General features: G+C 71.3%; 21 protein-coding genes and 1 pseudogene. 8 read left to right on the top strand and 14 right to left on the bottom strand.

Going from position 1 to position 23378, the window contains the following annotated elements; translation table 11 throughout:
• The 14 genes from ACM26Y_RS10385 to ACM26Y_RS10320 all read right to left on the bottom strand — a co-directional run bounded on the left by ACM26Y_RS10385 (nt 1) and on the right by ACM26Y_RS10320 (nt 16921).
• A complete protein-coding gene (locus ACM26Y_RS10385; RefSeq protein WP_003939023.1) occupies nt 1-243 on the bottom strand; it encodes an RNA-binding protein in 243 nt (80 codons plus the stop codon).
• A complete protein-coding gene (rpsP, locus tag ACM26Y_RS10380; RefSeq protein ID WP_003939024.1) occupies nt 243-683 on the bottom strand; it encodes a 30S ribosomal protein S16 in 441 nt (146 codons plus the stop codon). The genes ACM26Y_RS10385 and rpsP overlap by 1 nt, the downstream gene beginning before the upstream one ends.
• A gap of 176 nt (nt 684-859) precedes the next feature.
• Complete coding sequence (locus ACM26Y_RS10375; RefSeq protein WP_416063384.1) at nt 860-1606, bottom strand: lysostaphin resistance A-like protein; 747 nt, start codon at nt 1604-1606, stop codon at nt 860-862.
• Nucleotides 1603-2697, bottom strand: coding sequence for an amidohydrolase family protein (locus ACM26Y_RS10370; protein ID WP_416063383.1), 1095 nt, complete (start codon nt 2695-2697; stop codon nt 1603-1605). Before ACM26Y_RS10370 ends, ACM26Y_RS10375 begins: the two co-directional genes overlap by 4 nt.
• Nucleotides 2698-2703: 6 nt before the next feature.
• Entirely contained in the window at nt 2704-4284 is a 1581-nt protein-coding gene (ffh, locus tag ACM26Y_RS10365; protein WP_289381488.1) for a signal recognition particle protein, read from the bottom strand.
• Nucleotides 4285-4386: 102 nt separating this feature from the next.
• Nucleotides 4387-6900: a [protein-PII] uridylyltransferase gene (locus ACM26Y_RS10360; RefSeq protein WP_416063382.1), complete on the bottom strand. Its 2514-nt coding sequence runs from the start codon at nt 6898-6900 to the stop codon at nt 4387-4389.
• Complete coding sequence (locus ACM26Y_RS10355) at nt 6890-7228, bottom strand: P-II family nitrogen regulator (RefSeq protein ID WP_003939029.1); 339 nt, start codon at nt 7226-7228, stop codon at nt 6890-6892. The genes ACM26Y_RS10360 and ACM26Y_RS10355 overlap by 11 nt, the downstream gene beginning before the upstream one ends.
• A gap of 43 nt (nt 7229-7271) precedes the next feature.
• On the bottom strand, nt 7272-8579 hold the full coding sequence (locus tag ACM26Y_RS10350; RefSeq protein WP_416063381.1) for an ammonium transporter: 1308 nt from the start codon (nt 8577-8579) through the stop codon (nt 7272-7274).
• 465 nt (nt 8580-9044) lie between these two features.
• Nucleotides 9045-10610, bottom strand: a complete 1566-nt coding sequence (gene ftsY, locus ACM26Y_RS10345; RefSeq protein ID WP_416063380.1) for a signal recognition particle-docking protein FtsY — start codon at nt 10608-10610, stop codon at nt 9045-9047.
• Entirely contained in the window at nt 10607-14251 is a 3645-nt protein-coding gene (gene smc / locus ACM26Y_RS10340) for a chromosome segregation protein SMC (protein WP_416063379.1), read from the bottom strand. Before smc ends, ftsY begins: the two co-directional genes overlap by 4 nt.
• A gap of 25 nt (nt 14252-14276) precedes the next feature.
• Nucleotides 14277-14567, bottom strand: coding sequence for an acylphosphatase (locus tag ACM26Y_RS10335; RefSeq protein ID WP_054374635.1), 291 nt, complete (start codon nt 14565-14567; stop codon nt 14277-14279).
• Nucleotides 14564-15490: an SMP-30/gluconolactonase/LRE family protein gene (locus ACM26Y_RS10330; RefSeq protein WP_416063378.1), complete on the bottom strand. Its 927-nt coding sequence runs from the start codon at nt 15488-15490 to the stop codon at nt 14564-14566. Before ACM26Y_RS10330 ends, ACM26Y_RS10335 begins: the two co-directional genes overlap by 4 nt.
• Nucleotides 15491-15516: 26 nt before the next feature.
• Nucleotides 15517-15954: an OsmC family protein gene (locus ACM26Y_RS10325; protein WP_003939035.1), complete on the bottom strand. Its 438-nt coding sequence runs from the start codon at nt 15952-15954 to the stop codon at nt 15517-15519.
• A gap of 19 nt (nt 15955-15973) precedes the next feature.
• Nucleotides 15974-16921, bottom strand: coding sequence for a LysR substrate-binding domain-containing protein (locus ACM26Y_RS10320; RefSeq protein WP_416063377.1), 948 nt, complete (start codon nt 16919-16921; stop codon nt 15974-15976).
• Between the two features lie 113 nt (nt 16922-17034).
• Between ACM26Y_RS10320 and pcaH the strand changes: the two genes are divergently transcribed.
• From pcaH to ACM26Y_RS10280, 8 genes and pseudogenes are all read left to right on the top strand, one after another.
• Nucleotides 17035-17787 (top strand): protocatechuate 3,4-dioxygenase subunit beta, encoded by a 753-nt coding sequence (gene pcaH / locus ACM26Y_RS10315; protein WP_416063376.1) that lies wholly within the window; start codon nt 17035-17037, stop codon nt 17785-17787.
• Entirely contained in the window at nt 17784-18449 is a 666-nt protein-coding gene (pcaG, locus tag ACM26Y_RS10310) for a protocatechuate 3,4-dioxygenase subunit alpha (protein WP_416063375.1), read from the top strand. The genes pcaH and pcaG overlap by 4 nt, the downstream gene beginning before the upstream one ends.
• A 106-nt stretch (nt 18450-18555) precedes the next feature.
• Nucleotides 18556-19794: a cation:proton antiporter gene (locus ACM26Y_RS10305; protein ID WP_140189121.1), complete on the top strand. Its 1239-nt coding sequence runs from the start codon at nt 18556-18558 to the stop codon at nt 19792-19794.
• Nucleotides 19795-19896: 102 nt separating this feature from the next.
• Nucleotides 19897-20886: an ABC transporter permease gene (locus ACM26Y_RS10300; RefSeq protein ID WP_416063374.1), complete on the top strand. Its 990-nt coding sequence runs from the start codon at nt 19897-19899 to the stop codon at nt 20884-20886.
• 56 nt (nt 20887-20942) lie between these two features.
• Nucleotides 20943-21521 (top strand): TetR/AcrR family transcriptional regulator, encoded by a 579-nt coding sequence (locus tag ACM26Y_RS10295; RefSeq protein ID WP_416063373.1) that lies wholly within the window; start codon nt 20943-20945, stop codon nt 21519-21521.
• Nucleotides 21518-22252 (top strand): ABC transporter ATP-binding protein, encoded by a 735-nt coding sequence (locus ACM26Y_RS10290; protein WP_054374640.1) that lies wholly within the window; start codon nt 21518-21520, stop codon nt 22250-22252. Before ACM26Y_RS10295 ends, ACM26Y_RS10290 begins: the two co-directional genes overlap by 4 nt.
• On the top strand, nt 22249-23028 hold the full coding sequence (locus ACM26Y_RS10285; protein WP_416063372.1) for an ABC transporter permease: 780 nt from the start codon (nt 22249-22251) through the stop codon (nt 23026-23028). Before ACM26Y_RS10290 ends, ACM26Y_RS10285 begins: the two co-directional genes overlap by 4 nt.
• Nucleotides 23029-23139: 111 nt before the next feature.
• Nucleotides 23140-23250 (top strand): annotated as a pseudogene (locus ACM26Y_RS10280) (potassium transporter Kef); the annotation flags it as partial.
• Nucleotides 23251-23378 lie beyond the last annotated feature (128 nt).

The following is a 23378-nucleotide window of genomic DNA, read 5'->3' as shown; positions in this document are numbered from 1 at the left end:
CTACTGGTCGGTGTCGACGACGTCGACGCGGATCCCGCGGCCTCCGATGCCGGAGACGAGGGTCCGCAGGGCGGTCGCGGTGCGGCCACCGCGACCGATGACCTTGCCGAGATCGTCGGGGTGCACGTGCACCTCGACGGTGCGCCCCCGACGGCCCGTGATCAGCTCGACGCGCACGTCGTCGGGGTTGGCGACGATCCCACGGACGAGATGCTCGACGGCATCGGCGACAACGGCGCTCATTACTCGGCAGCCTCGGTGGACTCGGAGGACTCCTCCGCGGCGTCTTCCTTGGCGGCCTTCTTCTTCTTGGGCGTGATGGCCTCGGCAGCCGGCTCGTTCTCGGCCTGCGCGAGGGCAGCCTGGAACAGCTCAAGCTTGGACGGCTTGGGCTCGGCCTTGCGCAGGGTGCCCTCGGTGCCGGGCAGGCCCTTGAACTTCTGCCAGTCGCCGGTGATCTTGAGGAGGTTCTCGACCGGCTCGGTCGGCTGCGCACCGACGCCGAGCCAGTACTGCGCCCGCTCCGAGTCGATCTCGATCAGCGAGGGCTCTTCCTTCGGGTGGTACTTGCCGATGGTCTCGATGGCGCGGCCGTTGCGGCGGGTGCGCGAGTCGGCAACCACGATGCGGTACTGCGGGTTGCGGATCTTGCCGAGACGGGTGAGCTTGATCTTGACAGCCACTGCTGCGAATCTCCTTCGGCGCATGCGAAATACGCCTGTCACGTGCAATTCGGACGACGTGCCCTTCTGGCACGCCCGGTTTTGCCTCTATCCTGTGACCGCCGCGCGGTACGTAACCGGATACGACGACAGCGGACCATTCTGCCAGATCCGCCCGGTGGGACGAAAACGACAGGTCAGAGCAGCAGCAGCAGGCCCAACGCGGGCAGGGTGTTGTTGAGCGAATGCGCCACCCAGGACGAGAACACCGACCGGCCGCGCAGCCGCGCGAACCCCATCGCCGCGCCGCCCCACAGCAGCACCGGCAGCCGCCACAATTCCTGATGCCACATGGCGAACACGACCGTGGTGATCGTCAGGACGCCGATCGGGCGTCCCCACCACCGGTCGGGCCGGCGTTCGAGCGCCCCCCACAGCATGCCGCGGAACATCAGTTCCTCGCCGAGGGGAGCGCCGAACCACACCCAGGCCACGAGCAGCAGTTTCCATCCCACGGGCAACCCGACCAGCGCCGTGAACGGGGAATCGGCCGCGTCGATTCCCAAGGCGACGACGAGGATCGCTGCCAGGATCAACGCGCCGAGCAGCGCGATCCCCCCGCCGAGCAGGCCGATCCCGAGCTGGTCGCGGAACTCGGGCCACGACCGCGGCAGTCCGAAGTCGGCGACGGGCCCGCACCCACGCCACACGCTGAACGCGAGGGCCGCCGCTCCGGCGAGCAGGGTGGGGGCCATGATGGCGAGCACGTACGTCTCGGCGACGAAGCCCTCCCCGGCCAGGACCGGTCCCAGCGTGAACCCGACGAGGTTGACGGCCAGCACCACCAGCGCGGCGGGAATGCCCCACCGGTGCGCGGGCTGGGACGGGGCGGGCCGTGCGGGAGCCGCAGCGGTGTCCGGGTCGGGTGGTTCGGGGGCGGTCATGCGCAGGCGGCACGACGGGTGACGACGGCACCCCGGAGCATCACCAGATCGGGCCGGGCCAGCACGTCCGGGCCGCTGCGCGGGTCCTGTGCGTACACCGTGAGGTCCGCCGACGTGCCCGGCTGGAGGCTCGGGTACCCCAGCCAGGTGCGGGCCGCCCAGCTGGCGGCGCCGAGCGCCTCGGTCGGGGTCAGCCCCGCCTTCCCGAGGGCGGCGACCTCGTCGGCGATGCGACCGTGCCGCACCGAGCCGCCGGCGTCAGTGCCGGCGTAGATCGGGATTCCGGCGTCGCGGGCGGCGGCGACGGTGTCCGCGACGCGGGCGTGCAGGTCCCGCATGTGCGCCGCATAGACCGGGAAGCGGGTGACCGAGTCGGCGATCTCCGGGAAGTTGTCGATGTTGACCAGCGTCGGCACGAGGGCGGTGCCCTGCGCGGCCATGGCGGCGATGGTGTCGTCGGTCAGTCCCGTGCCGTGTTCGACACAGTCGATCCCGGCGGCGAGCAGGCCGGGCAGTGCGTCCTCCCCGAACACGTGCGCGGTCACGCGCGCCCCCTCCCGGTGGGCCGCGGCGATCGCCTCGACGAGGATCTCGTCCGACCACAGCGGGGCGAGATCGCCGGTGTCGCGGTCGATCCAGTCGCCGACGAGTTTGACCCAGCCGTCACCGGCACGGGCCTGCCGTACCACTTCGGCCGGCAGTTGCGATTCGTCTTCGAGGTCGACGGGCAGGCCGCGGATGTAGCGCTTGGGCGCGGCGATGTGCCGTCCCGCGCGCACGATCCGCGGCAGGTCGGCCCGCTCGTCGAGATGCCGGGTGTCGACCGGCGATCCCGCGTCGCGCAGCAACAGCACCCCGGCGTCACGTTCGGTGACGGCCTGCGCGACCAGTCCGTCCGCGTCCTCCGCGCCGCCACCGAAGCGGATCCCGACGTGGCAGTGGGCGTCGACGAGACCGGGCAGGATCCAGCCGTCGGCGGCGAGCAGTTCGGCCCCGGGGATCGGCTCGGCGGCGAACGTGCCGTCGTCGTCGATCCACAGCTCGATCGGTTCGCCGTCCGGCAGGGACCGTCCGCGCAGGGTGAACGCCACGGCGGTCTACTTCTTCGGCAACTTCAGCTGCGAGAGGTCGAAGTTCTCGAGACCGGGCGGCAGCTCGTCGAGGCCCTTCGGCATCTTCGACAGATCCGGGAACCCGGCGGGCATGCCCCCCATGCCGGGCATGCCGGCGGGCATGCCGCCGGGGAACCCGCCCTTGATCTTCGGCGGGGTCGGCCCGCGGCCGCCCTTCTTGCCCTTCTTGCCCTTCTTCGCGCGCTGCGGCTTGCGGGATCCGGGCATTCCCATCCGCCCGGCCATCGCGGCCATCATCTTACGGGCTTCGAAGAACCGGTCGACGAGCTGGTTGACGTCGGAGACCTTGACGCCGGAGCCGTTGGCGATGCGCAGCCGCCGGGAGGCGTTGATGATCTTCGGGTTGGCACGTTCCGCCGGGGTCATGCCGCGGATGATCGCCTGGATGCGGTCGAGCTGCTTCTCGTCGACGTTCGCGAGAGCGTCCTTCATCTGGCCCGCACCCGGCAGCATGCCGAGCAGGTTCGCGATCGGACCCATCTTCCGCACGGCCATCATCTGGTCGAGGAAGTCCTCGAGGGTGAGCTCACCGGAACCGATCTTCGCGGCGGTGGCCTCGGCCTGCTGCGCGTCGAAGACCTGCTCGGCCTGCTCGATGAGGGTGAGCACGTCGCCCATGCCGAGGATGCGGCTGGCCATGCGCTCGGGGTGGAAGACGTCGAAATCCTCGAGCTTCTCACCGGTCGACGCGAACAGGATCGGCTGGCCGGTCAGCTCGCGGACGCTGAGGGCGGCACCGCCGCGGGCGTCGCCGTCGAGCTTGGTGAGCACCACGCCGGTGAAGCCCACGCCGGCGCGGAACGCCTCGGCGGTGCTCACGGCGTCCTGGCCGATCATGGCATCGAGCACGAACAGCGTCTCGTCGGGCTGCACGGCGTCGCGGATGCCGGCGGCCTGGGCCATCAGCTCCTCGTCGATGCCGAGGCGGCCGGCGGTGTCGACGACGACGACGTCGTAGTGCTTGGCGCGGGCCTCCGCGACGCCGTCGCGGGCGACGTTCACCGGGTCGGCGGCGGTGATGCCGAGCGGGTTCTCGCCTCCGCCGATCGAGGTGCCGGGGTGCGGGGCGAACACCGTCGCGCCGGCGCGCTCGCCGACGATCTGCAGCTGGGTGACCGCACCGGGTCGCTGCAGGTCACAGGCGACGAGCAGCGGGGTATGCCCCTGGTCCTTGAGCCACTTGGCGAGCTTGCCGGCGAGGGTGGTCTTACCGGAACCCTGCAGACCGGCGAGCATGATCACCGTGGGCGGGGTCTTGGCGAACTGCAGCCGGCGGGTCTCACCGCCGAGGATCCCGACGAGTTCCTCGTTGACGATCTTGACGACCTGCTGGGCGGGGTTGAGCGCGCCGTGCACCTCGGCGCCCTTGGCGCGTTCCTTGATCTTGGCGATGAACGAGCGCACCACGGGCAGTGCGACGTCGGCCTCGAGCAGCGCCAGGCGGATCTCCCGGGCGGTCGCGTCGATGTCGGCGTCGGAGAGGCGCCCCTTGCCGCGCAGGTCCTTGAGGGCTCCGGTCAACCTGTCGGAAAGGGATTCGAACACCGAATGCGCTCCTGGGTCTGGCGAAGATGCGGACAGTTCTGCGTTCCAGGGTAGCCGTTCGCGGCACGAGTTCTCGCACGTGCACGAGCGCCCGTCCCGCACTCAGCCGTTGTCCTCGGGTTTCTTCGGTTCCGGCGCAGGCACCACGGCCAGCACGGCCCGCTCGATCCGCTCCCGGTTCTCCCGGGTGTCGGAGCCTGCGAAATCGATGCAGAACGAGTCCACGACGGTGCGTCCGAGGGTGGCGACCCGGGCCCAGCGCACGTCGGCACCGCACCGTTCGAACGCGTCCGCGAGCCGGCACAGCATGCCGAGCCGGTCCTCGGCGCGCAGTTCGAGGATCGCCTGCCCCTGCTCCGGAGCGTCGATCCAGATCAGGTGCGGAGGTGCCTGCGCGTAGGTGCCCGGCACGGCCCGCTCCGGTCGTTCGGGCAGCTGCGCCTCGCGGGCGGCCTGCTCCTTCGCGTCGAGTGCGGCGAGCAGATCCAGGTCCCCGGACCGGGCCCGGACGAGTTCCTGCCGCAGCAGGCCCGCCGCCGGTGGCGACCCGAACAGCGGGGCGACGGCGAAGCTGTTGACCGCGCTGCCGGCGTGGCTGCCCACCGAGGCGGACAGCACGCGCAGGCCGTGCAGCGCCAGCACTCCGGCGGCGTCGGACAGCAGACCCGGCTCGTCGGGCGCGACGACCGTCACGGTGTAGGCGTGCGGGTTCTCGCCGGGTTGCAGGTCGACGTGGGTGCCGCCCTGTTCCGCGCGCTCGGCGAGCTGCGGATCGATCGGGTCGGGGTGCGGCAGCTCCTCCCCCGCCATCACCAGCCGGCAGCGCCGGACCAGTTCCCGGATGAGCGCCGCCTTCCAGTCGCCCCATACGCCCGGCCCCGTCGCGAGCGAGTCCGCCTCGGCGAGGGCGTGCAGCAGCTCGAGCAGCACCGGGTCGCCGTCGATGGCCTCGACGACGGACTCCACCGTGGCGGGATCGTCGAGATCGCGGCGGGTCGCGGTCTGCGGAAGCAGCAGATGGTGACGGACCATCGCGGACAGCACGGCGACGTCGGAGGGCCACAGCCCCATCCGGCGTCCGATCCGCGTGGCGAGCTCGGCTCCGACGACGCTGTGGTCGCCGCCGCGGCCCTTGCCGATGTCGTGCAGCAACGCCCCGAGCACCAGCAGATCGGGGCGCGCGACGCGGGTGGTCAGGCCGCCGGCCTGCACCGCGGTCTCCACCAGGTGCCGGTCCACCGTCCAGATGTGCACGGCGTCGCGCGGGGGCAGATCCCGCACCGCTCCCCACTCGGGCAGCAACCGGCCCCACAGTCCCGTCCGGTCGAGCGCCTCGATGGGGTCGATCGCGCGGGTGCCCGAACCGAGCAGCACGAGCAGGTCGTTCAGTGCGGTGCGCGGCCACGGTTCGCGCAGTTCCGGGGCGTTGTCGGCCAGCCGGCCGAGAGTGGACGCGGAGATCGGGAGGTCGTGCTGCGCCGCCGCCGCCGCGACCCGCGTGATCAGACCGGGGTCCTTGCGGGGATTCGCGTCGCGGGCCAGTGCCACCTCCCCACCGTGTTCCACGACGCCCTCGTCGAGGGGACGGCGGACGGGGACGCGCCGCAACCGGGACAGGCCCTTGCGGGGCAGCGCGTTCCCGGCCGTGCGTACCCCGACCTCCACCGAGTAGCTCACGGTCCGCGCGGCCTCGGTGAGCACGCGTGCCAGGTCGAACCGGTCGCCGATACGCAGGGCGGCGCCGATCTCGTCCGCGTCCTGGGCGCGGAGCTGGTCCCGGGGCCGGCCGGCGACGCGGTGCAGCTCGGTGCGCACGTCGAGCAGGCGGCGGTGCGCGGCCGCGAGCCCGCCGCCGGGAACGTCGGGTCCGAGGCCCGGCATGCCGTCGGTGAGCTGCGCGACGGACAGGGCGTTGAGCAGTTGCACGTCCCGCAGCCCGCCGCGGCCGCTCTTGAGGTCGGGTTCGGCCCGGTGCGCGATCTGCCCGCTGCGCTCCCACCGGGCCTCGGTCAGCGCGATGAGTTCGTCGAACCGGCTGCGGATGCCGGTGCGCCACTGCCGCCGCACGCCGCCGATCAGCAGGTTGCTCAGTTCGGGGTCGCCGGCGATGTGACGAGCTTCGAGCATGCCGAGCGCGGCGGTCAGGTCGGAAGCGGCCACCTGCAGTGCCTGCGGGACGGTCCGGACGCTGTGGTCGAGCTTGATGTGGGCATCCCAGAGGGGGTACCACAGCCGATCGGCGATCCGGGACACGACCGCGGGATCCATGTCGTCGTGCAGGAGGACCAGGTCCAGGTCGGAGCAGGGCAGCATCTCGCGGCGGCCGAGGCCGCCGACGGCGACGACGGCGAAGCCGCAGTCGGGTTGGATGCCGAGTTCGGCGCCCTTGGTGACGAGCCAGAAGTCGTGGAGGTCGACGAGGGCGTGGCGCAGGGCCGGGGCGTCGAGCCGGCGATGACGGACACCACCGGAGAGCAGCTGGGTTCGGGCCAGGGCGAGGTCGGTGGCGGCGGTGCCGGTTCCGGACGGCCCCGCAGACACCGGCGGCCCCGATCCCGCTGCGGAGGCAGCGGGACCAGGGCCGCGAGTTCCGGACCCGTTGGGGTCAGAGTGCATCGGTACCTCGTTCGCCGGTGCGCACCCGGACCACCGTTTCGACCGGGGTGACCCATACCTTGCCGTCGCCGATCTTGCCGGTGCGGGATGCCTCGACGATGGTCTCGACGACCTTGTCGACGGTGGCGTCGTCGACGACGACCTCGACGCGGACCTTGGGGACGAAGTCGACGGAGTACTCGGCTCCGCGGTAGACCTCGGTGTGGCCCTTCTGGCGACCGTATCCCTGCACCTCGCTGACGGTCATGCCGAGCACACCCGCCTGCTCGAGGCCTGCCTTGACGTCCTCGAGGGTGAACGGCTTGACAATTGCCGTGATCAGCTTCATATCCTCATCCCTTCCCAGTCTCCAGTGCCCTGCTGTCTTCTTATCACTTGAGGGCGGCCGCGAAGTCGTATGCCGACTCCGCATGCTCGGCCTCGTCGATGCCGCGTGCCTCTTCCTCCTCCGACACCCGCCAGCCGAGCGGCTTGAGCGCGAAGGCGACGATCGCGGTGACGATGCCGGTGTAGACCAGGGCAAATACTGCGATGACGATCTGGATCACGAGCTGCTTGTAGTCGCCGCCGTAGAACAGGCCCGTCTCGGTGCCGAGGAAACCGATCGCGACGGTGCCCCACAGGCCCGCGACGAGGTGCACACCGACGACGTCGAGCGAGTCGTCGTACCCGAACCGGTACTTCAGGCCGACCGCCAGGGCGGACAGGACGCCGGCGGTCGCTCCGAGCACGATGGACCCCACCGGGCTGAGCGCACCGGCGGCCGGGGTGATGGCGACCAGGCCGGCGACCGCACCCGAGGCGGCACCCAGGCTGGTGCCCTTGCCGTCGCGGATGCGTTCGGCGAGCAGCCAGCCGAGGATCGCGGCGGCGGCGGCCGTGGTGGTGTTGACCCAGGCCAGGCCGGCCACACCGTCGGCGGCGAACGCGGAACCGGCGTTGAACCCGAACCACCCGAACCACAGCAGTGCCGCGCCGAGCATGACGAACGGCAGGTTGTGCGGACGGAAGGCGGTGCGGCCGAACCCGGTGCGCTTGCCGATGATCAGCGCCAGGACGAACGCGGCGATGCCGGCGTTGATGTGCACGACGGTGCCACCGGCGAAGTCGATGGGCGCGACGGTCGCGACGAGCCCGCCTTCACCGTCGTCGGAGGTGCCGAAGATCTTGGCGGCGATGCTGTCCGCGGAGCCGGAGAGCAGGCCACCGCCCCACACCATGTGGGCGAGGGGGAAGTACGCGACGGTGACCCAGACGCCGGCGAAGACCATCCAGGTGCCGAACTTCACGCGCTCGGCCAGGGCACCGCTGATCAGGGCGGTGGTGACGACCGCGAACGTGACCTGGAAGCCGATGTCGATGATCTGCGGATAGTCGCCGAGACCGGGCAGGAACTCACCGGCGTCGTCGTAGATGGCGCCCTGCAGACCGAACATCTGGAAGGGGTTGGCGAAGATGCCCCCGATGTCCTCGGTGCCGTAGGACATCGACCAGCCCCACAGGACGTAGATCACCGCGATGACCGCCATCGCCCCGAAGGACATCATCATCATGTTCAGGACGGCCTTCGTGCGCGACATGCCACCGTAGAAGAACGCCAGACCGGGCGTCATCAACAGCACCAGGGACGCCGATATCAGCATCCATGCCGCGTCGCCGGTGTTCACCACTTCCTCCACTTGCAACCTCCCTGTTGGCCGCGCCGGTCAGCGCGTCGTCGAGAGAAGAATGCTGTGGTGATGTTTCGGTGGGAGCGCCGCGCTGTTTCAGCGCAGTGAACGCAAATCGGACATGTGTTTCGTTCCTGTTTCGTCGTGCGCGCCGGCGGACGCCGTGGACCGGCCGACGAGTGTCGTGGGAGTGCTCGCGGGAACGAACGACTGCGGATCGACGCGGAACTCGGGCCGAACGGATCCGGCGGGACCGGGTGGCCAGCGCGGCGAACTCCCGCAGGAGCTTCTCGTCGCTGCTTCCCCGTCGCCACCCGCGCCCGCGGGATCCGTCCGGCACCTGTTTCTACCGAACCCGAGTGGCGGATGGGAACCGAGTGACAATTTGTTATCTTTCCGTGACAAAAACCGGCCACCCGGTCGGAGGCCGGGTGGCCGGTTTCGGTCGCGAGGTGGCGGTGAGGGGCGGGAGCGTCAGCCCAGCAGGGCGTCGACGAACGCACCCGGCTCGAACGGCGCGAGATCGTCCGCGCCCTCCCCGAGTCCCACGAGCTTCACCGGGACCCCGAGTTCGTGCTGAACCTGGAACACGATTCCGCCCTTGGCGGTGCCGTCCAGCTTGGTCAACACCACACCGGTGATGTCGACGACCTCGGCGAACACGCGTGCCTGCATCAGGCCGTTCTGCCCGATCGTCGCGTCGAGCACCAGCAGGACCTCGTCGACCGCGGCCTTCTTCTCCACGACCCTCTTGACCTTGCCGAGCTCGTCCATCAGACCGGTCTTGGTGTGCAGGCGGCCGGCGGTGTCGACGAGCACGGCGTCCACGCCCTGATCGGTGCCCCGGGCGACGGCGTCGAAGGCGATTGCGGCCGGGTCGGCCCCTTCCTTGCCGCGCACGACCTCGGCCCCGACCCGCTCGGCCCACGTCTGCAACTGGTCGGCGGCGGCCGCGCGGAAGGTGTCGGCGGCGCCCAGCAGGACGCGGCGGCCGTCGGCGACGAGGACCCGGGCGAGCTTGCCGGTGGTGGTGGTCTTCCCGGTGCCGTTGACCCCGACGACCAGCAGCACCGCCGGGTGATCCTGGTGCGGCAGGGCCCGGATCGACCGATCCAGCTCCGGGTGCAGCGCCTCGACCAGCACGTCCCGCAGGACGGCTCTGGCCTCGGCCTCGGTGCGCACGCTGCGGGCGGCCATCTGCACGCGCAGCCGCTCGACGATCTGCGTGGTGGTCGCGGCGCCGAGGTCGGCGATCAGCAGGGTGTCCTCGATCTCCTCCCACGAGTCCTCGTCGAGGTCGCCACCGCCGAGCAGACCGAGCAGGCTCTTGCCGACGGCCGACTGCGACCGGGCGAGACGACCCCGCAGACGGTCGAGCCGGCCCTCGGTCGGGGCGATCTCCTCGATCGGGGGCACCTGCGGGACCGGCGCGACCTCGGGTTCGACGGTCGGCGGGGCGACCACCTCGGGTTCGGCGGCCGGCGGGGCGACCACCTCGGGTTCGGCGGCGGGCGCCGGCGCGGCCTCCTCGACCGGTGCGGCCTCCTCGACCGGCGGGACGACCTCGGACGGTGCCGGCGCGGTCTGCGGCTCGACGCCCGGCACGGGCTCGACCCGGGGAGTCGGTTCGACGGTGGGCGCGGCGCCGGCTTCGGGAGCCTGCGCGGGTTCGACCGACGGCGCCGGAGCTTCCGACACCTCCTCCGGGAGCGGTACGACCTTCGGTTCCGGCATCACCGTCGATTCCGGCGCAACCGGCGGTTTGGGGGACGCCGGCGGTTCCGGGACCACCGGAGGTGCCGGGGCCGGCCGCTCGACCGGCTGTGGGGGCGCCGTCGCGGTCGCACCCTGACTGAAGCTGAATCCGCCCGCGGCCTTGTAGCCGCCGGATCGGTCCTTCTGCTCGGTGGTTTCGAGCTGCGGCGTCTGCCGCGCCGTCAGCGACACCTGCCGTCTCCGGTACAGCGTCAAGCCGACGACGAGCGCGACGAGGAGGACGGCAAGCGCCGCCGCGATGGCTATCCAGGCTCCGGTACTCACGCCCCCATACTGTCAGGCGCGGCGGAGGCGTTCAGCTCTGGGCGAGAAAGATCCTGACCGCGCATCCGCTGGGAGATGACGCGGGTGATGCCGTCACCGCGCATGCTGACTCCGTACAGGGCGTCGGCGATCTCCATCGTCGGCTTCTGGTGGGTGATGACGATGAGCTGGGACTTCTCCCGCAGTTGCTCGAACAATCCGATCAGCCGGCGCAGGTTCGTATCGTCGAGGGCGGCCTCCACCTCGTCCATCACGTAGAACGGCGAGGGCCGGGCCCGGAAGATCGCCACGAGCATCGCCACCGCAGTCAGCGACTTCTCGCCTCCGGAGAGCAGCGACAGGCGCTTGACCTTCTTGCCCGGTGGCCGGGCCTCCACCTCGATCCCGGTGGTGAGCATGTCCGACGGATCCGTCAGCACGAGGCGGCCTTCGCCGCCGGGGAAGAGCTTGGCGAAGACCTGCTCGAACTCGCGCTCGACGTCCGCATACGCCTCGGTGAACACCTGCAGGATGCGGGCGTCGACGTCGGCGACCACGCCGAGCAGGTCCTTGCGGGCGTTCTTGACGTCCTCGAGCTGCGTGGCGAGAAAGTTGTACCGCTCCTCGAGGGCGGCGAACTCCTCGAGGGCCAACGGGTTGACCTTGCCGAGGGTCGTCAGGTCCTTCTCCGCGCGCTTGGCGCGCCGCTCCTGGGTGGCACGGTCGTACGGCAGCGGCTGCGGCGCGACGACCTGCTCGCCGCGCTCGCGCGCCTGCTCGTACTCGGCCAGCTCGAGTTCGCTGGGCGGCAGCGGCACGTCGGGGCCGTACTCGGCGACCAGGTCGTCGGGCGCAACGGCGAACTGCTCGACGACGGCCTGCTCGAGCTGTTCGATCCTCAGTGCCGCCTGCGCGCGGGCGACCTCGTCCCGGTGCACGGCGTCGGTGAGCTGCTCCCGTTGCGCACCGAGGTCGCGTACCCGTTCCTTGACCCGGTCGAGTTGTTCGGCGCGCTCGGCGCGCTGACGGGTCAGCTCGTCGCGGTGGTCCGATGCGGCGGCGATCACCTCGTTCAGGTGGGCGGCGACCCGGGCCCCGGACTCGGCCACCGCCGCGGCGACGGTCGCGGCCTGCTTGCGGGCCCGCTGCGCCCGCTCCGCCCGCGCCCGCGCCTCCCGTTCGGCCTGGGCGGCGCGGCGCAGCGAGTCCGCCTTGCCACGCAACGCCTGGGCGCGTTCCTCCGCGGTGCGGGCCGCAAGCCTCGCCTCCATCTCCACCGCGCGGACCTCGGCGAGGGCGGCCGCGGCAACCTCCCGGTCGACGGCCGTCGCGTCCGTGCCCGGGTCGGCGCCGTCGTCGCTCTGCTCCTGTTCGGCCAGCCGCAGCCGCTCCTCGAGTTCGACGACCTCACGGCGGGCCGTGTCCCGTTCCGTCTCGGCGCGGGTGCGCTGCGCGGCGAGCCGCTCGGACTCGGCGTGGGCGGCGCGCGCGGCCTGCCCGAGCCGGCCGAGTTGCTCGTACACCGCGGACATCGCGGCGTCGGATTCGTTGAGGGCGGCGAGGGTCTGTTCGGCCACCTCGGCACGCGCCGCCTGCTCGGCCAGGGCGCCGGCGAGTGCCGCCGAGAGCTCCTCGGAACGCCGCACCGCACGGTCGAGGCCGGTGCGGGACGCGTCGATCGCGGCCTGCACCTCGAGCGTGCTCGGGGCACGCCCGGATCCGCCGACGACCCAGCCGGAGCCCGCGAGATCACCGCTGCGGGTCACGGCCCGCAGGTCGGGGCGCACGTGGCACAGTTCGAGCGCGGAGGGCAGGTCGTCCACGACGACGGTGCGCGCCAGCAGCGCGTCGAGTCCGCCGCGCAGTTCCGGGGGGCAGTCGATCACGTCCCGCACCCAGCGCGTCCCGTCCGGCAGTCCTGCCGGCTCGGCCGGCGCGGCCGGCGCGGTGATGCCGCCGGCGACGAACGCGACCCGGCCCTGGTCGGCGTCCACCAGCGCGGCGACGGCCGCGGCGGCCGCCGGGACGGAGTCCGCGGCGAGCGCATCGGCGGCCGGGCCCATCGCCGCTGCGACGGCGACCTCGTATCCGGCCTCGATGCGGACGCGTTCCGCGAGGGGTCCCGCCAGTCCGAGGTCGGGGCGGTGCTCGAGGAGCCAGGCGGCGCCGTCCTTGCGTTCGAGGCCCATCGACAGTGCTTCGATGCGCGCCCCGAGGGAGGCGACCTCCTTGCCGGCCGCGCGCTCGGCGTCCTGCAGTTCCTTCACCCGCGCGTCGGCGAGCCGCAGCGCCTCGAGGGCGCGTTCGTGCTGGGCGTCGGCGTCGATCTCGCCGGCGTCGAGGTCGTCGATGCGGGCCTGGGCCGTCTCGAACTCGGCCTGGGCGGCGACACCCCGCAGCCGGGCCTCCTCGATGGCGACGGTCAGCCGGGTGACCTCGGCGTCGATGGACTCGGCACGCGTGCGCACGGTCTCGACCTGGCCGGCCAGGCGGGCGAGTCCCTCCCGCCGGTCGGCGACGGCCCGCACGGCCGCCAGGTGCGCCCGCTCGGCGGCCGCGGCGGCCTCCTCCTGGACGGCGAGCTGCTCCTTTGCGGCTTCGAGGGTGCCGTGGGCGATCTCGACGGCTTCGAGGAGTTCGGCCTCCTCTTGGGCGATCCGGTCGGCGCGAGCCTCCATCTCGTCCGGGTCCTGGCCGTCGCGGGTTGCCGGGGCGGTGTCGAGGTGGCGGGCGCGTTCCTGGGCGATGCGCACGGTGGCACCGAGGCGTTCGGCGAGCGCGGACAGGCGGAACCAGGTCTGCGACGCGGCCTCGGCGCCGGGGGTGAGCCGAGCGACCGCCTCCTCGTGGCGCGCGAGTTCGGCGCCGGCGTCGTCCAGTTCGGCGGCGACGTGGTCGAGTCGTTCGCGCAGGACGCGTTCCTGCTCGTCCTGATCGGCGAATTCGGCGCGCCGGGTCACGAGATCGTCGGCGGCGAGCCGCAGGCGGGCGTCGCGCAGGTCGGCCTGGATGGTCTGGGCGCGGCGCGCCACCTCGGCTTGACGGCCGAGCGGTTTGAGCTGGCGGCGCAGCTCGGCGGTGAGGTCGGTCAGGCGGGCGAGGTTGGCCTGCATCGCGTCGAGCTTGCGGACCGCCTTCTCCTTGCGTTTGCGATGCTTGAGGACTCCGGCCGCCTCCTCGATGAAGGCACGGCGGTCCTCCGGCCGGGACTCGAGGATGGCGGACAGGCGGCCCTGACCGACGATGACGTGCATCTCCCGGCCGATGCCGGAGTCGGACAGCAGTTCCTGCACGTCCATCAACCGGCACGAGTTCCCGTTGATCTCGTATTCCCCCGCGCCGTCGCGGAACATCCGCCGGGTGATGGACACCTCGGAGTACTCGATGGGCAGTGCGCCGTCCGAGTTGTCGATGGTGAGGGTGACCTCGGCCCGGCCCAGGGGTTGCCGGCCGGCGGTGCCGGCGAAGATGACGTCCTGCATCTTGCCGCCGCGCAGCGCCTTGGCGCCCTGCTCGCCCATCACCCAGGTGAGGGCGTCGACGACGTTGGACTTGCCGGAGCCGTTCGGCCCCACGACACACGTGATGCCAGGTTCGAACCGCAGAGTCGTCGCGGACGCGAAAGACTTGAAGCCCTTGAGCGTCAGACCCTTCAAATACATGTGCGAGAACCTTACCGGCGGGCCGTCACCGCTCGACGAAGCCGGTCAGGTCGCCGCGCGCCGGCTCCCAGCTCTCCACCACCAGCCGCACCGTGCCCGGGGTCTCCCCCGAGCGCAGCGCGGCGAGCAGGCGTTCGAGGGCGTCGCGGGGCCCCTCGGCGATGACGAGCACGCGTCCGTCGGGATGGTTGGTGGCGTGACCGACGACACCGAGTTCGAGGGCGCGCGAGCGCGTCCACCAGCGGAATCCCACACCTTGGACATACCCGTGCACCCAGGCGGTGAGCCGGACCGCATCCGGCGACGACTGCGTCACGACGCCTCCCCGGAACCGCGAACCGGACGCACGGCGTGGACGGAGCCGTCGAATCCGGTGGTGTAGAGGACCTCCGGGTCCCAGCCGGGACCGTCACCGAACGCGACGGCGGAGACGAAGGGCACCCCGGTGGCGATCGTGCAGCCGGCGCCGGTCACCGGGTCGACGCGCAGGATCCGGCCGGCGACGTTGAGCGGGACGTACAGCGCGCCGTCGGGGCCCACGTCGAGGTCGTCGGCGGTTTCGAGGGGGCCGGGCCCGGACGGGTCCAGAGTCCGGACGGGGCCGTCGAGATCGTCGGCGTCGAGCGCATGAATCCGGGTGGTCGGATCGAATGTCGTAGCCGCATACACGGTTTCGCCGTCGACCGCGAGTCCGTTGACGGATCCGAGATCCGTGCGGAGCGTCCGAGGAGCGCGGCCGTCGACCGGGACCCGTGTCAGGCCCGGGGGGCTGCTCAGATTCCGGCTGACGAGGAAGTCGCCGCCGGGGAGACGGACGAGACCGTTGGGCATGGTCAGGCCCGCCGCGACGATGCGCCGGTCCCCGGTGTCGAGGTCGACGGCCTCCAGGGTGCCGTCGGTGCGGCCGAGCAGCCCGGAGACGGTGCCGTTGCCTGTCGTGAAGAACGCGGTGCCCTCGTCGACGACGATGCCGCCGGGCGCCGGGACTTCGGCCACCACGGTATCGGTCCGCCCGTCGGGGGTGAGGCTCGACAGCGACCCGCCGCCTGCCGGGGTGGACGCCGAGACCAGCAGGCGGCCCCGACCGTCGAAGGCGAGATTCTCCAGGATGCCGAGCCCGGACGCGACGACATCCACCCGCCAGGGCGTGCAGTCCGCCGCGGCGGGTGCGGCCGCCGCCGGCGCTACGCCCGCCAGGAGTGCGCCGGCGAGCGCGAGTCCGGTCGCTGTCCGCTTCATCCGCCCTCCCTGCCGATGTCCGCCGCTCACGCGTCCGGAACGATGTTCAGTGTCACCTCGGTGCCGGCCTCGAGGGTACGGCCGACGGTGCACACCTTGTCGACGGATCGCTCGACGAGCGCGACGAGGCGCCGCTGCGCCTCCTCGTCCAGCTCGCTCAAGTCCAGCATCATCTCCTCGACGAGGTGGGGGTATACCTCGTTCTCCCGGTCCGCGGCGCCGGAGACCCGGATCGTGGCGTCGTAGTCGTCGCCGAGGCGGCGCGAGAGCGGGAAGTCCGAGCTCATCCCCGAACAGGCTGCCAGCGCGATCTTCAGCAGTTCTCCGGGAGTGAAGACACCCTCGACGGTCTCCGATCCGATCAGGACCTCGGCACCGCGGGAGCTGCGCCCGGTGTAGCGGCGGGTGCCGGTGCGTTCGACCCACAGCTCGGTCGTCGGGGTGTCGGAAGTCTGTTCGGCCATGCGGGAGATCCTGCCATGATCACCCGACGGCCAGTTCGCGCAGGATCGCGATGAGCTCCTCGGCGGCGACGGGCGTGTCGGTGCTGGTGCGGCGCAGCAGCCCGACGGACTCGGCGGTGCCGGGCGTGGGTACCGGCAGCCGCACGAGCGTGCCGTCGTCGAGGTCGCCCTGAGGCACCCGCTCGGGGGTCAGCCACGCCGCGTCACCGGCGCGGACCAGCCCCCGCGCGACCGACACGTCGAGGGTCTCGACGGTGCCGGCCGGCAGCCGCAGGCCGTGCCGGGCGAGGAAACCCTCGGTGTGGTGCCGCGGCACCGTCCCGGCGGTGGCGACGACGAGGGGGTGGTTCAGCACCGACGGCACGGACACCGGCCCCCCGGCCAGCGGATGATCGGGGCGCACGACGAGGGCCAGCGACTCGGCGTACAGCAGCTCGAACGAGAGCCCTCGCATCGTCTCCGGGTCGGCCGTCCGGCCGAGGACGAAGTCCAGCTCACCGGCGCGCACCGCGCCCAGCAGGGCGGTGTTCGGGGCCGTCCGGATCTGCACGCCGACATGCGGACGCCGGTGCCGCAGCCGCGTGACCGCGCCGGGCAGCAGGGTGCTCGCAACGGTGGGCAGGGCGCCGACCCGCACCGGGGCGACGGCCGGCTGTCCCGTTCCGGCCAGCACACTCGCGGCGGATGCCAGCGCGTCGGTGACCTCGACGGCACGACTCAGGAATTCCTCTCCCGCGGGCGTGAGCCGGGCGCCGTGCCGTCCCCGGTCCACCAGGCGCGCGCCGGAGAGGGCTTCGAGTTCGTTGAGCGTCTTGGTGACCGCCGGCTGGCTCAGATGCAGCCGGGCCGCCGCCCGCCCGAGGCTGCCTTCCTGGGCGACGGCAACGAAGCACGTCAGGTGACGTAGCCGGATGCGATCGACAAGCCGCGATGCCCGGTCGCCCGGTGGCACGACATCACTTTGCATCACCAAAAGTTATGCAAAGTCGCCGAAATCGTCAATTTACATGACTATTGCTCACCCATAGCGTGATGCACATCCCGTCCGTCGCAGTGCGACAGTTCCCAGGAGTACCGCTCATGATCATCGCCGCCCCCGGCGCCGCGTCCGGCGAGTTCGTCGAACGCGACCACACCCAGCACCCGCCCGCCCTGACCCCCGGGTACCGCACCTCGGTGTTGCTTTCCCCGCGCAATGCGCTCATCGCGCCGCGCAACACGCTCTCCGAAACGACCGGACCGGTGTTCGACCCGCGCGAGCTGGGCGAGAAGGACAACGACCTGATCCTCAACTTCGCCAGGGACGGCCTGCCGATCGGTGAACGGCTGATCGTGCACGGCTACGTCCGCGACGAGTTCGGCAACCCGGTGAAGGGCGCCCTGGTCGAGGCCTGGCAGGCCAATGCGGGGGGCCGCTACCGCCACAAGAAGGACCGCTACCTCGCGCCGATCGACCCGAACTTCGGCGGCTGCGGCCGCATGATCACCGACGACAACGGCTACTACTTCTTCCGCACCATCAAGCCCGGACCGTACCCGTGGGCCAACAGCACCAACGCGTGGCGGCCCGCGCACATCCACTTCTCGATCCACGGCACCGGCTGGGCACAGCGCCTGATCACCCAGATGTACTTCGAAGGCGACCCGCTCATCGAGCGCTGCCCCATCGCGAAGACCGTTCCCACCCTGGACCAGTTGCGCAGCCTGATCGCGCAGGAGGATCCGGCGAACAACGCCCCGTTCGATGCGCGGACCTACCGCTTCGACCTCACCCTGCGCGGCCGCCGCGCCACCTTCTTCGACAACGTCACCCTTCCCGGAGCCCCCCGATGAGCCTTTCCCCGCACAGCATGGTCACGCGCCACCCGGAGACCCCCTCGCAGACCGGCGGCCCGTACGTACACATCGGGCTCGCGCCGCAGCAGGCCGGGTTCGACATCTTCGACAACAACTTCGGCAACGTCCTCACCACCCCGGAGACGAAGGGCGAGCACATCACCCTCGAAGGCCGGGTCTTCGACGGCACCGGCACCGCCGTGCGCGACGTGCTGATCGAGATCTGGCAGGCCAACGCCGCAGGCAGGTACGCCCACCCCGGCGACACCCCGGACGGCGACACCCAGGGCAGGGAGCTCGATCCGACGTTCCGCGGCTGGGGCCGCACGGGCGGGGACTTCGACACCGGCGTCTACACCTTCGAGACGATCAAGCCGGGACCGGTGCCGGCGAGCAACGGCGGAACCCAGGCCCCGCACATCCTCATGGCGCTCTTCGCCCGGGGCATCAACCTCGGCCTGCACACCCGGGTCTACTTCGACGACGAGGCCGACGCCAACGCCGCCGATCCCGTCCTGAACGGGATCGAGTGGGAGACCCGCCGCGACACGTTGGTCGCGAAGCGCTCCGAACGCGACGGCCGGGTCGTCTACACCTTCGACGTGTACCTGCAGGACACCCCGGCAGGCGGGCTCGAGACCGTGTTCTTCGACATCTGACCGGGTGCCGAGGGTGTGATCGCGCGTTTCGGGTGGGGGTCGCGTGGGCATCCCTGGTCCGACCACGTCGCAGCGAACGAAGGCCACGGCACTGGACACCGCGATCATCTACGTTTCCGCCGGACTTGCGTTGCTCTTCGCCGTCACAGTGCCGCGGCTCTTCGACAACCGGGCGATCTCGGCACCGATGATCGTGCTGGTAGCCGGCGCGTTGCTCGGGCTGGTATTCGACAACGTCGAAGCCGTCACTCCCGGCTGGCATCCGGCCGTGGCGGAGTACCTCAGCGAGGTCTGCGTGATCGTCGCGCTCATGGGCGTCGGCCTCGCGATCGACCGTCCCCTCGGGTGGCGGTCGTGGAAGTCCACCCGGCGGCTGCTGTTGATCGCGATGCCCCTCGGCATCGCGGCCGTCGCGGTGCTCGGCTGGTGGGCCGCGGCCCTCACCCCCGCGGCCGCAGTTCTGCTCGGGGCGGCCCTCGCCCCCACCGATCCCGTTCTCGCGTCCGACGTGCAGGTCGAGGGACCCACCTCCGGGGAGGGTTCTCATCGCGAGGACGACGAGGTGCGTTTCGCGCTCACTTCCGAGGCCGGCCTCAACGACGCGCTGGCGTTTCCGTTCGTCTACCTCGCGCTCTTCCTGTACACCAAGGGACCGATCGAGGACTGGATCGTCTCCTGGGTCCTGTGGGAGCTGCTCGGCAAGATCGTCGTGGGCGCCGTGGTGGGAGCGGTGGCGGGTCATCTCGTCGGCCGGGCGGTGTTCCATTTCCCGGTCGAACACGTCCGGCTCGCGGACCGGGGTGAACCGATCGTCGCGCTCGCGGCCACCTTCGCGGTGTACGGAATCGCCGAACTGGTCGGCGGCTACGGCTTCCTCGCCGTCTTCGTGTGCGCGGTCGCCATGCGGCGCATCGAACGCGCACACGAGTACCACGCGGAGATGCACAGCCTCATCGAGCAGCTCGAGCACGTCCTCACGCTCGCCGTCCTGCTCCTGCTGGGGGCCGGCCTCACCACCGGTCTGCTCGCCGAGTTGTCGTGGGGTTCGGTTCTCGTCGGTGCCGCCCTGGTCCTGGTGATCCGGCCCGTGGTCGGCTGGCTCTCGCTCCTGGGCTGCGACGAGTTGGACGCCCGAGAACGTCGCGTCACGGCTTTCTTCGGCGTACGCGGCATCGGCTCCGTCTACTACCTGGCGTACGCAGCGGCGGAATTCGACCTCGCGCAGGAGCAGGAGTTGTGGGCGGCCGTCGCCTTCACCGTCGTCCTCTCCGTCCTGATACACGGGGTCAGCGCGACGCGCGTGATGCGCATGCTCGACAACGCGCGCGTGCAGGGCTCGCCGTAGGCGCTCCTCTCTTCGCCGCACTCACCGCCATGGTGTGCCAGGTGTGCGAACACGCGCACCGCCACAGGACTGGCCGCAGCGGCACTGGGAACGGCCTTCGTCGTGCGGGGCGTCGGCGACGTCCTGGAGCGACACGGCAGCGCGGTGTCCTGGCTGTCCCCCATCGCCTGGTCCCAGCAGACGCGAGCATTCGTCGATCCGCGGTGGGGCCCGCTGGCCCTGTCGTTCGGGTTCGCGGCGGTCGCCGCAGCGGCCGCGTACCGTGTCGTGGACCGTCGCGACCTCGGCGCCGGACTGGTGCCCCCACGGCCGGGCCGGGACGAGGCGGCACCGGCGCTGGCGACCCCGTTCGCGCTGGCGCTTCGGTTGCAGCGCGGAAGTATCGCCGGATGGGGCACGGGCCTGGCACTGACGGGATTGTTCTACGGCTCCCTGGCCGGCTCGATCGCCGAGAGCTTCGCGAACCTGCCCGAGGACATTCTTGTTCTCATGGGTGGTTCGACCGCGAATCTCGTCGACGGCTTCCTGGGCCTGACCGGGTACACGATGGCCTTCCTCGCCTCCTGCTTCGTGATCCTGTCGGTCCGTCGCTTGCGGAGCGAGGAGCAGTCGGGCCGGATCGAGCCCGTCTTGACGACCGCCACGAGCCGCGCCGGATGGATGGCATCGGGGCTGTCCGTGACCGCCGTGGGCGTGGTGGCGCTCCTCGCACTCGCCGGCCTGGGGACCGGGCTGGGGGCCGCGGCGTCCACCGGCGAGCCGACCCGGGCGGCCGCGTCGGTATGGGCGCATGTCGGCTACGTTCCCGCCGTGCCCGGCATCGCGGCGATCGCAGCGGCGCTGTTCGGTCTCGTCCCTCGCGCCTTCGATCTGGTCTGGGTGCTGGTCGTCTGCGGCTACCTGGTGGGCAGTTTCGGACCGATCCTGAATCTGCCCGACAGCGCCGGCGCCTTCTCCCCGCTGAACCATGTACGGCAGATGCCGCTCGAACCGTTCGCCGCGGGTTCCTTCGTCGCTCTCGTCGCTCTTGCCGCGCTCGTCACGGCGGCCGGTCTGGCCGCGTTCCGGCGGCGCGACCTCCTGAGCGCATGACTCACCCGCGGCGGAATCTCCTTGCCGCCCGAAATGTTAGTCGATAACATTACGCGGTGTCCAAGTCCGCGCGAACCCGTCAGCGCATCCAGGCGACGGCGGTGCAACTGTTCACCGAGGACGGCTACGACGCCGTCACCGTGGACCGGATCGCCGACGCCGCCGGGGTGTCGCACATGACGTTCTTCCGGCACTTCCCGTCCAAGGACGCGGTCCTGCTCGACGACCCCTACGACCCGGTCATCGCGGAGGCCGTGGCCGCGCAATCGGCGGACCGGAGCCCGCTGGAACGGGCGTGCCGGGGGATCCTCGACGCCTGGGCTCAGATTCCCGAGAGCGACCTCGGGGACGTGCGCACCCGCCTGAGAATCGTCGCGACGCACCCCCGGCTGCGCGCGCGGATGTGGGAGAACACGCTGCGCACCCAGGAGGCCGTCACTGCCGCGCTCGCCGAACCGGGCACCCGACGACTCGACGCCGCCGTCGCCGCCGGAGCCTGCATGGGCGCCCTCATGGCGGCGCTGACGGACTGGGCAGAGACCGGCGACGGGACACTCGGCAACCGCATTGCGTCGGCCCTGCACCAGCTCGCACCGCAGGCCCGTCCCTCGCGGCAGTCGCAGGAGACGTCATGACCGCGGTCGGCGACGTCGTGCTCGAGTGCCGCAACGTGTGCACACGCTACGGCTCCACGGCCGTACTCGAGAACGTCTCCACCGAGGTGCGCGCGGGCGAGGTGCACGCCTTCGTGGGCCTCAACGGGGCGGGCAAGACGACCTTGATGCGCCTGTTCCTCGGCATGATCGAGCCCGACGACGGAATCGTGCGCGTCCGAGGCCTGGCACCGGCATCGATGCCGGCTCGGCACTGGACGGGAGTCGGGCACCTCGTCGAAACACCGCTTCTCTACCCCGAACTGACCGTCACGCAGAACCTGCGCATCGCGGGGCGTCTCGCCGGCCTGTCCGCGGCGGGCGCCACCGCCGCGGCCGACCGGTGGATCGAGGAACTCGTCCTGACCCGGTGGGCGCGGACCAGTGCCCGGAAACTGTCCCTCGGCAACCGGCAGCGACTGGGGCTGGCTGCGGCGCTGATCGCGGACCCGGATGTTCTGATCCTGGACGAGCCGACCAATGCGCTGGATCCGGCCGGGATCATGCTGTTGCGCACGCTGCTGCAGCGCAGCCGGGAGCGCGGCGCGGCGACGCTGGTGTCGAGTCACCACCTCGACGAGGTCGCCCGCGTGGCCGACCGCATCACAGTCGTGAACGAGGGGCGCACCGTCGGTGCCCTCGACCCCCGCGGCATCGACCTCGAGCGGCAGTTCTTCGACCTCGTGTACCGCGACAGCGAGGCGCGCCGATGACCACGTCCGAGCAGGTCCGGGCCGCGCTGGCGGTGGAATGGGCCAAGTTCCGGCGGGCACGTCCCGTATGGGTCACCACCGTCCTTCTCACGACGGGGGTGGTGGCCATGTGCGTGCTGACTCTGCGATCCGTACACGGTGCCGACGCCGCGATGGCGGGAAAGGCGCAGGCGATCGTCGGGGACGGAGGCCGTGCGGGGCTGTTCGCCGCAGCCGACACCATCGTCTCGGTGGGCGGGCTTCTCGGGTTCGGTGTAGTCGTCGGCTGGGTCTTCGGCCGCGAGTTCACCGACGGGGCGATCAGCGGGTTGTGGGCCGCCCCGGTCTCCCGCCCCGCCGTCGCTGCAGCGAAACTGCTGATCCTGCTGACCTGGTCCGTCGCCGTCAGCGTCGCGACGTGCGCCGCGCTTGCGGTCGCGGGAACGTTCGTCGACGACGATCCGCTCGACCCGGGGACGACTGCGCTCGTCGGCAAATTCCTCGCCGTAGCCCTGCTCACCGCGGGGCTCGCCTTTCCCTGCGCCTGGGTCGCCACCCTGGCACGGGGATACCTGCCCGCGATCGGGGCGATCATCGCCGTGGTGATTGCCGCCCAGATGGCGGTCATGACCGGAGCCGGCGGCTGGTTCCCGTTCTCCGCCCCGGGTCTGTGGGCGGCGGGACCGCAAGCCGGTTCCGTGAACGCTCCGCAGCTCGCGCTCGCCCTCACCGTTCCGGTCGTCTCGGCGGGCCTGACCCTGTGGTCGTGGCGCTGGCTCAGCCTCGTGCATCAGTGACGCCAGGAGGGACCGAAGCCCCTTCGATCCGGGCCGCACGCACGATAGGGTGATGCCCGGAGTGCCGGGAAGTCTGGTCGGCGATCGGTGTTCGCATCTCACGACCAGGGAGGCACCATGAGCCGTGCCGCGGTGGACGGGATGCTCGGGGACGGCGTCCCGCCGTCTCGGATCGTGGTCGTCGACACCAATCCGTCGATGCTCGAGGTCGCCGCCGGGCAACTGCTGGGCGTCGCGACGGCCACACTCGGCGTCGTGCAGATGGTCGAAGATCTGCCCGACATCGTGCTCGGAATCACCCACGGCGTGCGGGGCTGCACGTCGGATCGCCGGAGGCCCTCACCGTCGGA

Origin of the sequence: Rhodococcus indonesiensis (genome assembly GCF_047782815.1) — a bacterium.
GTDB classification, from domain to species: Bacteria; Actinomycetota; Actinomycetes; order Mycobacteriales; family Mycobacteriaceae; genus Rhodococcus; species Rhodococcus indonesiensis.
The sequence above is the reverse complement of the archived record's forward strand: the minus strand, read 5'-3'. Positions and strand labels throughout refer to the sequence as shown.

What these genes read in the sequence shown, in the direction of transcription:
- ACM26Y_RS10285 (WP_416063372.1), top strand. Translation starts at nt 22,249, where the DNA reads ATGACCACGTCCGAGCAGGTCCGGGCCGCGCTGGCGGTGGAATGGGCC.
- ACM26Y_RS10290 (WP_054374640.1), top strand. Translation starts at nt 21,518, where the DNA reads ATGACCGCGGTCGGCGACGTCGTGCTCGAGTGCCGCAACGTGTGCACA.
- pcaG (WP_416063375.1), top strand. Translation starts at nt 17,784, where the DNA reads ATGAGCCTTTCCCCGCACAGCATGGTCACGCGCCACCCGGAGACCCCC.
- pcaH (WP_416063376.1), top strand. Translation starts at nt 17,035, where the DNA reads ATGATCATCGCCGCCCCCGGCGCCGCGTCCGGCGAGTTCGTCGAACGC.
- ACM26Y_RS10385 (WP_003939023.1), bottom strand. Translation starts at nt 243, where the DNA reads ATGAGCGCCGTTGTCGCCGATGCCGTCGAGCATCTCGTCCGTGGGATC.
- ACM26Y_RS10320 (WP_416063377.1), bottom strand. Translation starts at nt 16,921, where the DNA reads ATGCAAAGTGATGTCGTGCCACCGGGCGACCGGGCATCGCGGCTTGTC.
- smc (WP_416063379.1), bottom strand. Translation starts at nt 14,251, where the DNA reads ATGTATTTGAAGGGTCTGACGCTCAAGGGCTTCAAGTCTTTCGCGTCC.
- ACM26Y_RS10325 (WP_003939035.1), bottom strand. Translation starts at nt 15,954, where the DNA reads ATGGCCGAACAGACTTCCGACACCCCGACGACCGAGCTGTGGGTCGAA.
- ACM26Y_RS10360 (WP_416063382.1), bottom strand. Translation starts at nt 6,900, where the DNA reads ATGCACTCTGACCCCAACGGGTCCGGAACTCGCGGCCCTGGTCCCGCT.
- ACM26Y_RS10375 (WP_416063384.1), bottom strand. Translation starts at nt 1,606, where the DNA reads ATGACCGCCCCCGAACCACCCGACCCGGACACCGCTGCGGCTCCCGCA.
- ACM26Y_RS10355 (WP_003939029.1), bottom strand. Translation starts at nt 7,228, where the DNA reads ATGAAGCTGATCACGGCAATTGTCAAGCCGTTCACCCTCGAGGACGTC.
- ACM26Y_RS10330 (WP_416063378.1), bottom strand. Translation starts at nt 15,490, where the DNA reads ATGAAGCGGACAGCGACCGGACTCGCGCTCGCCGGCGCACTCCTGGCG.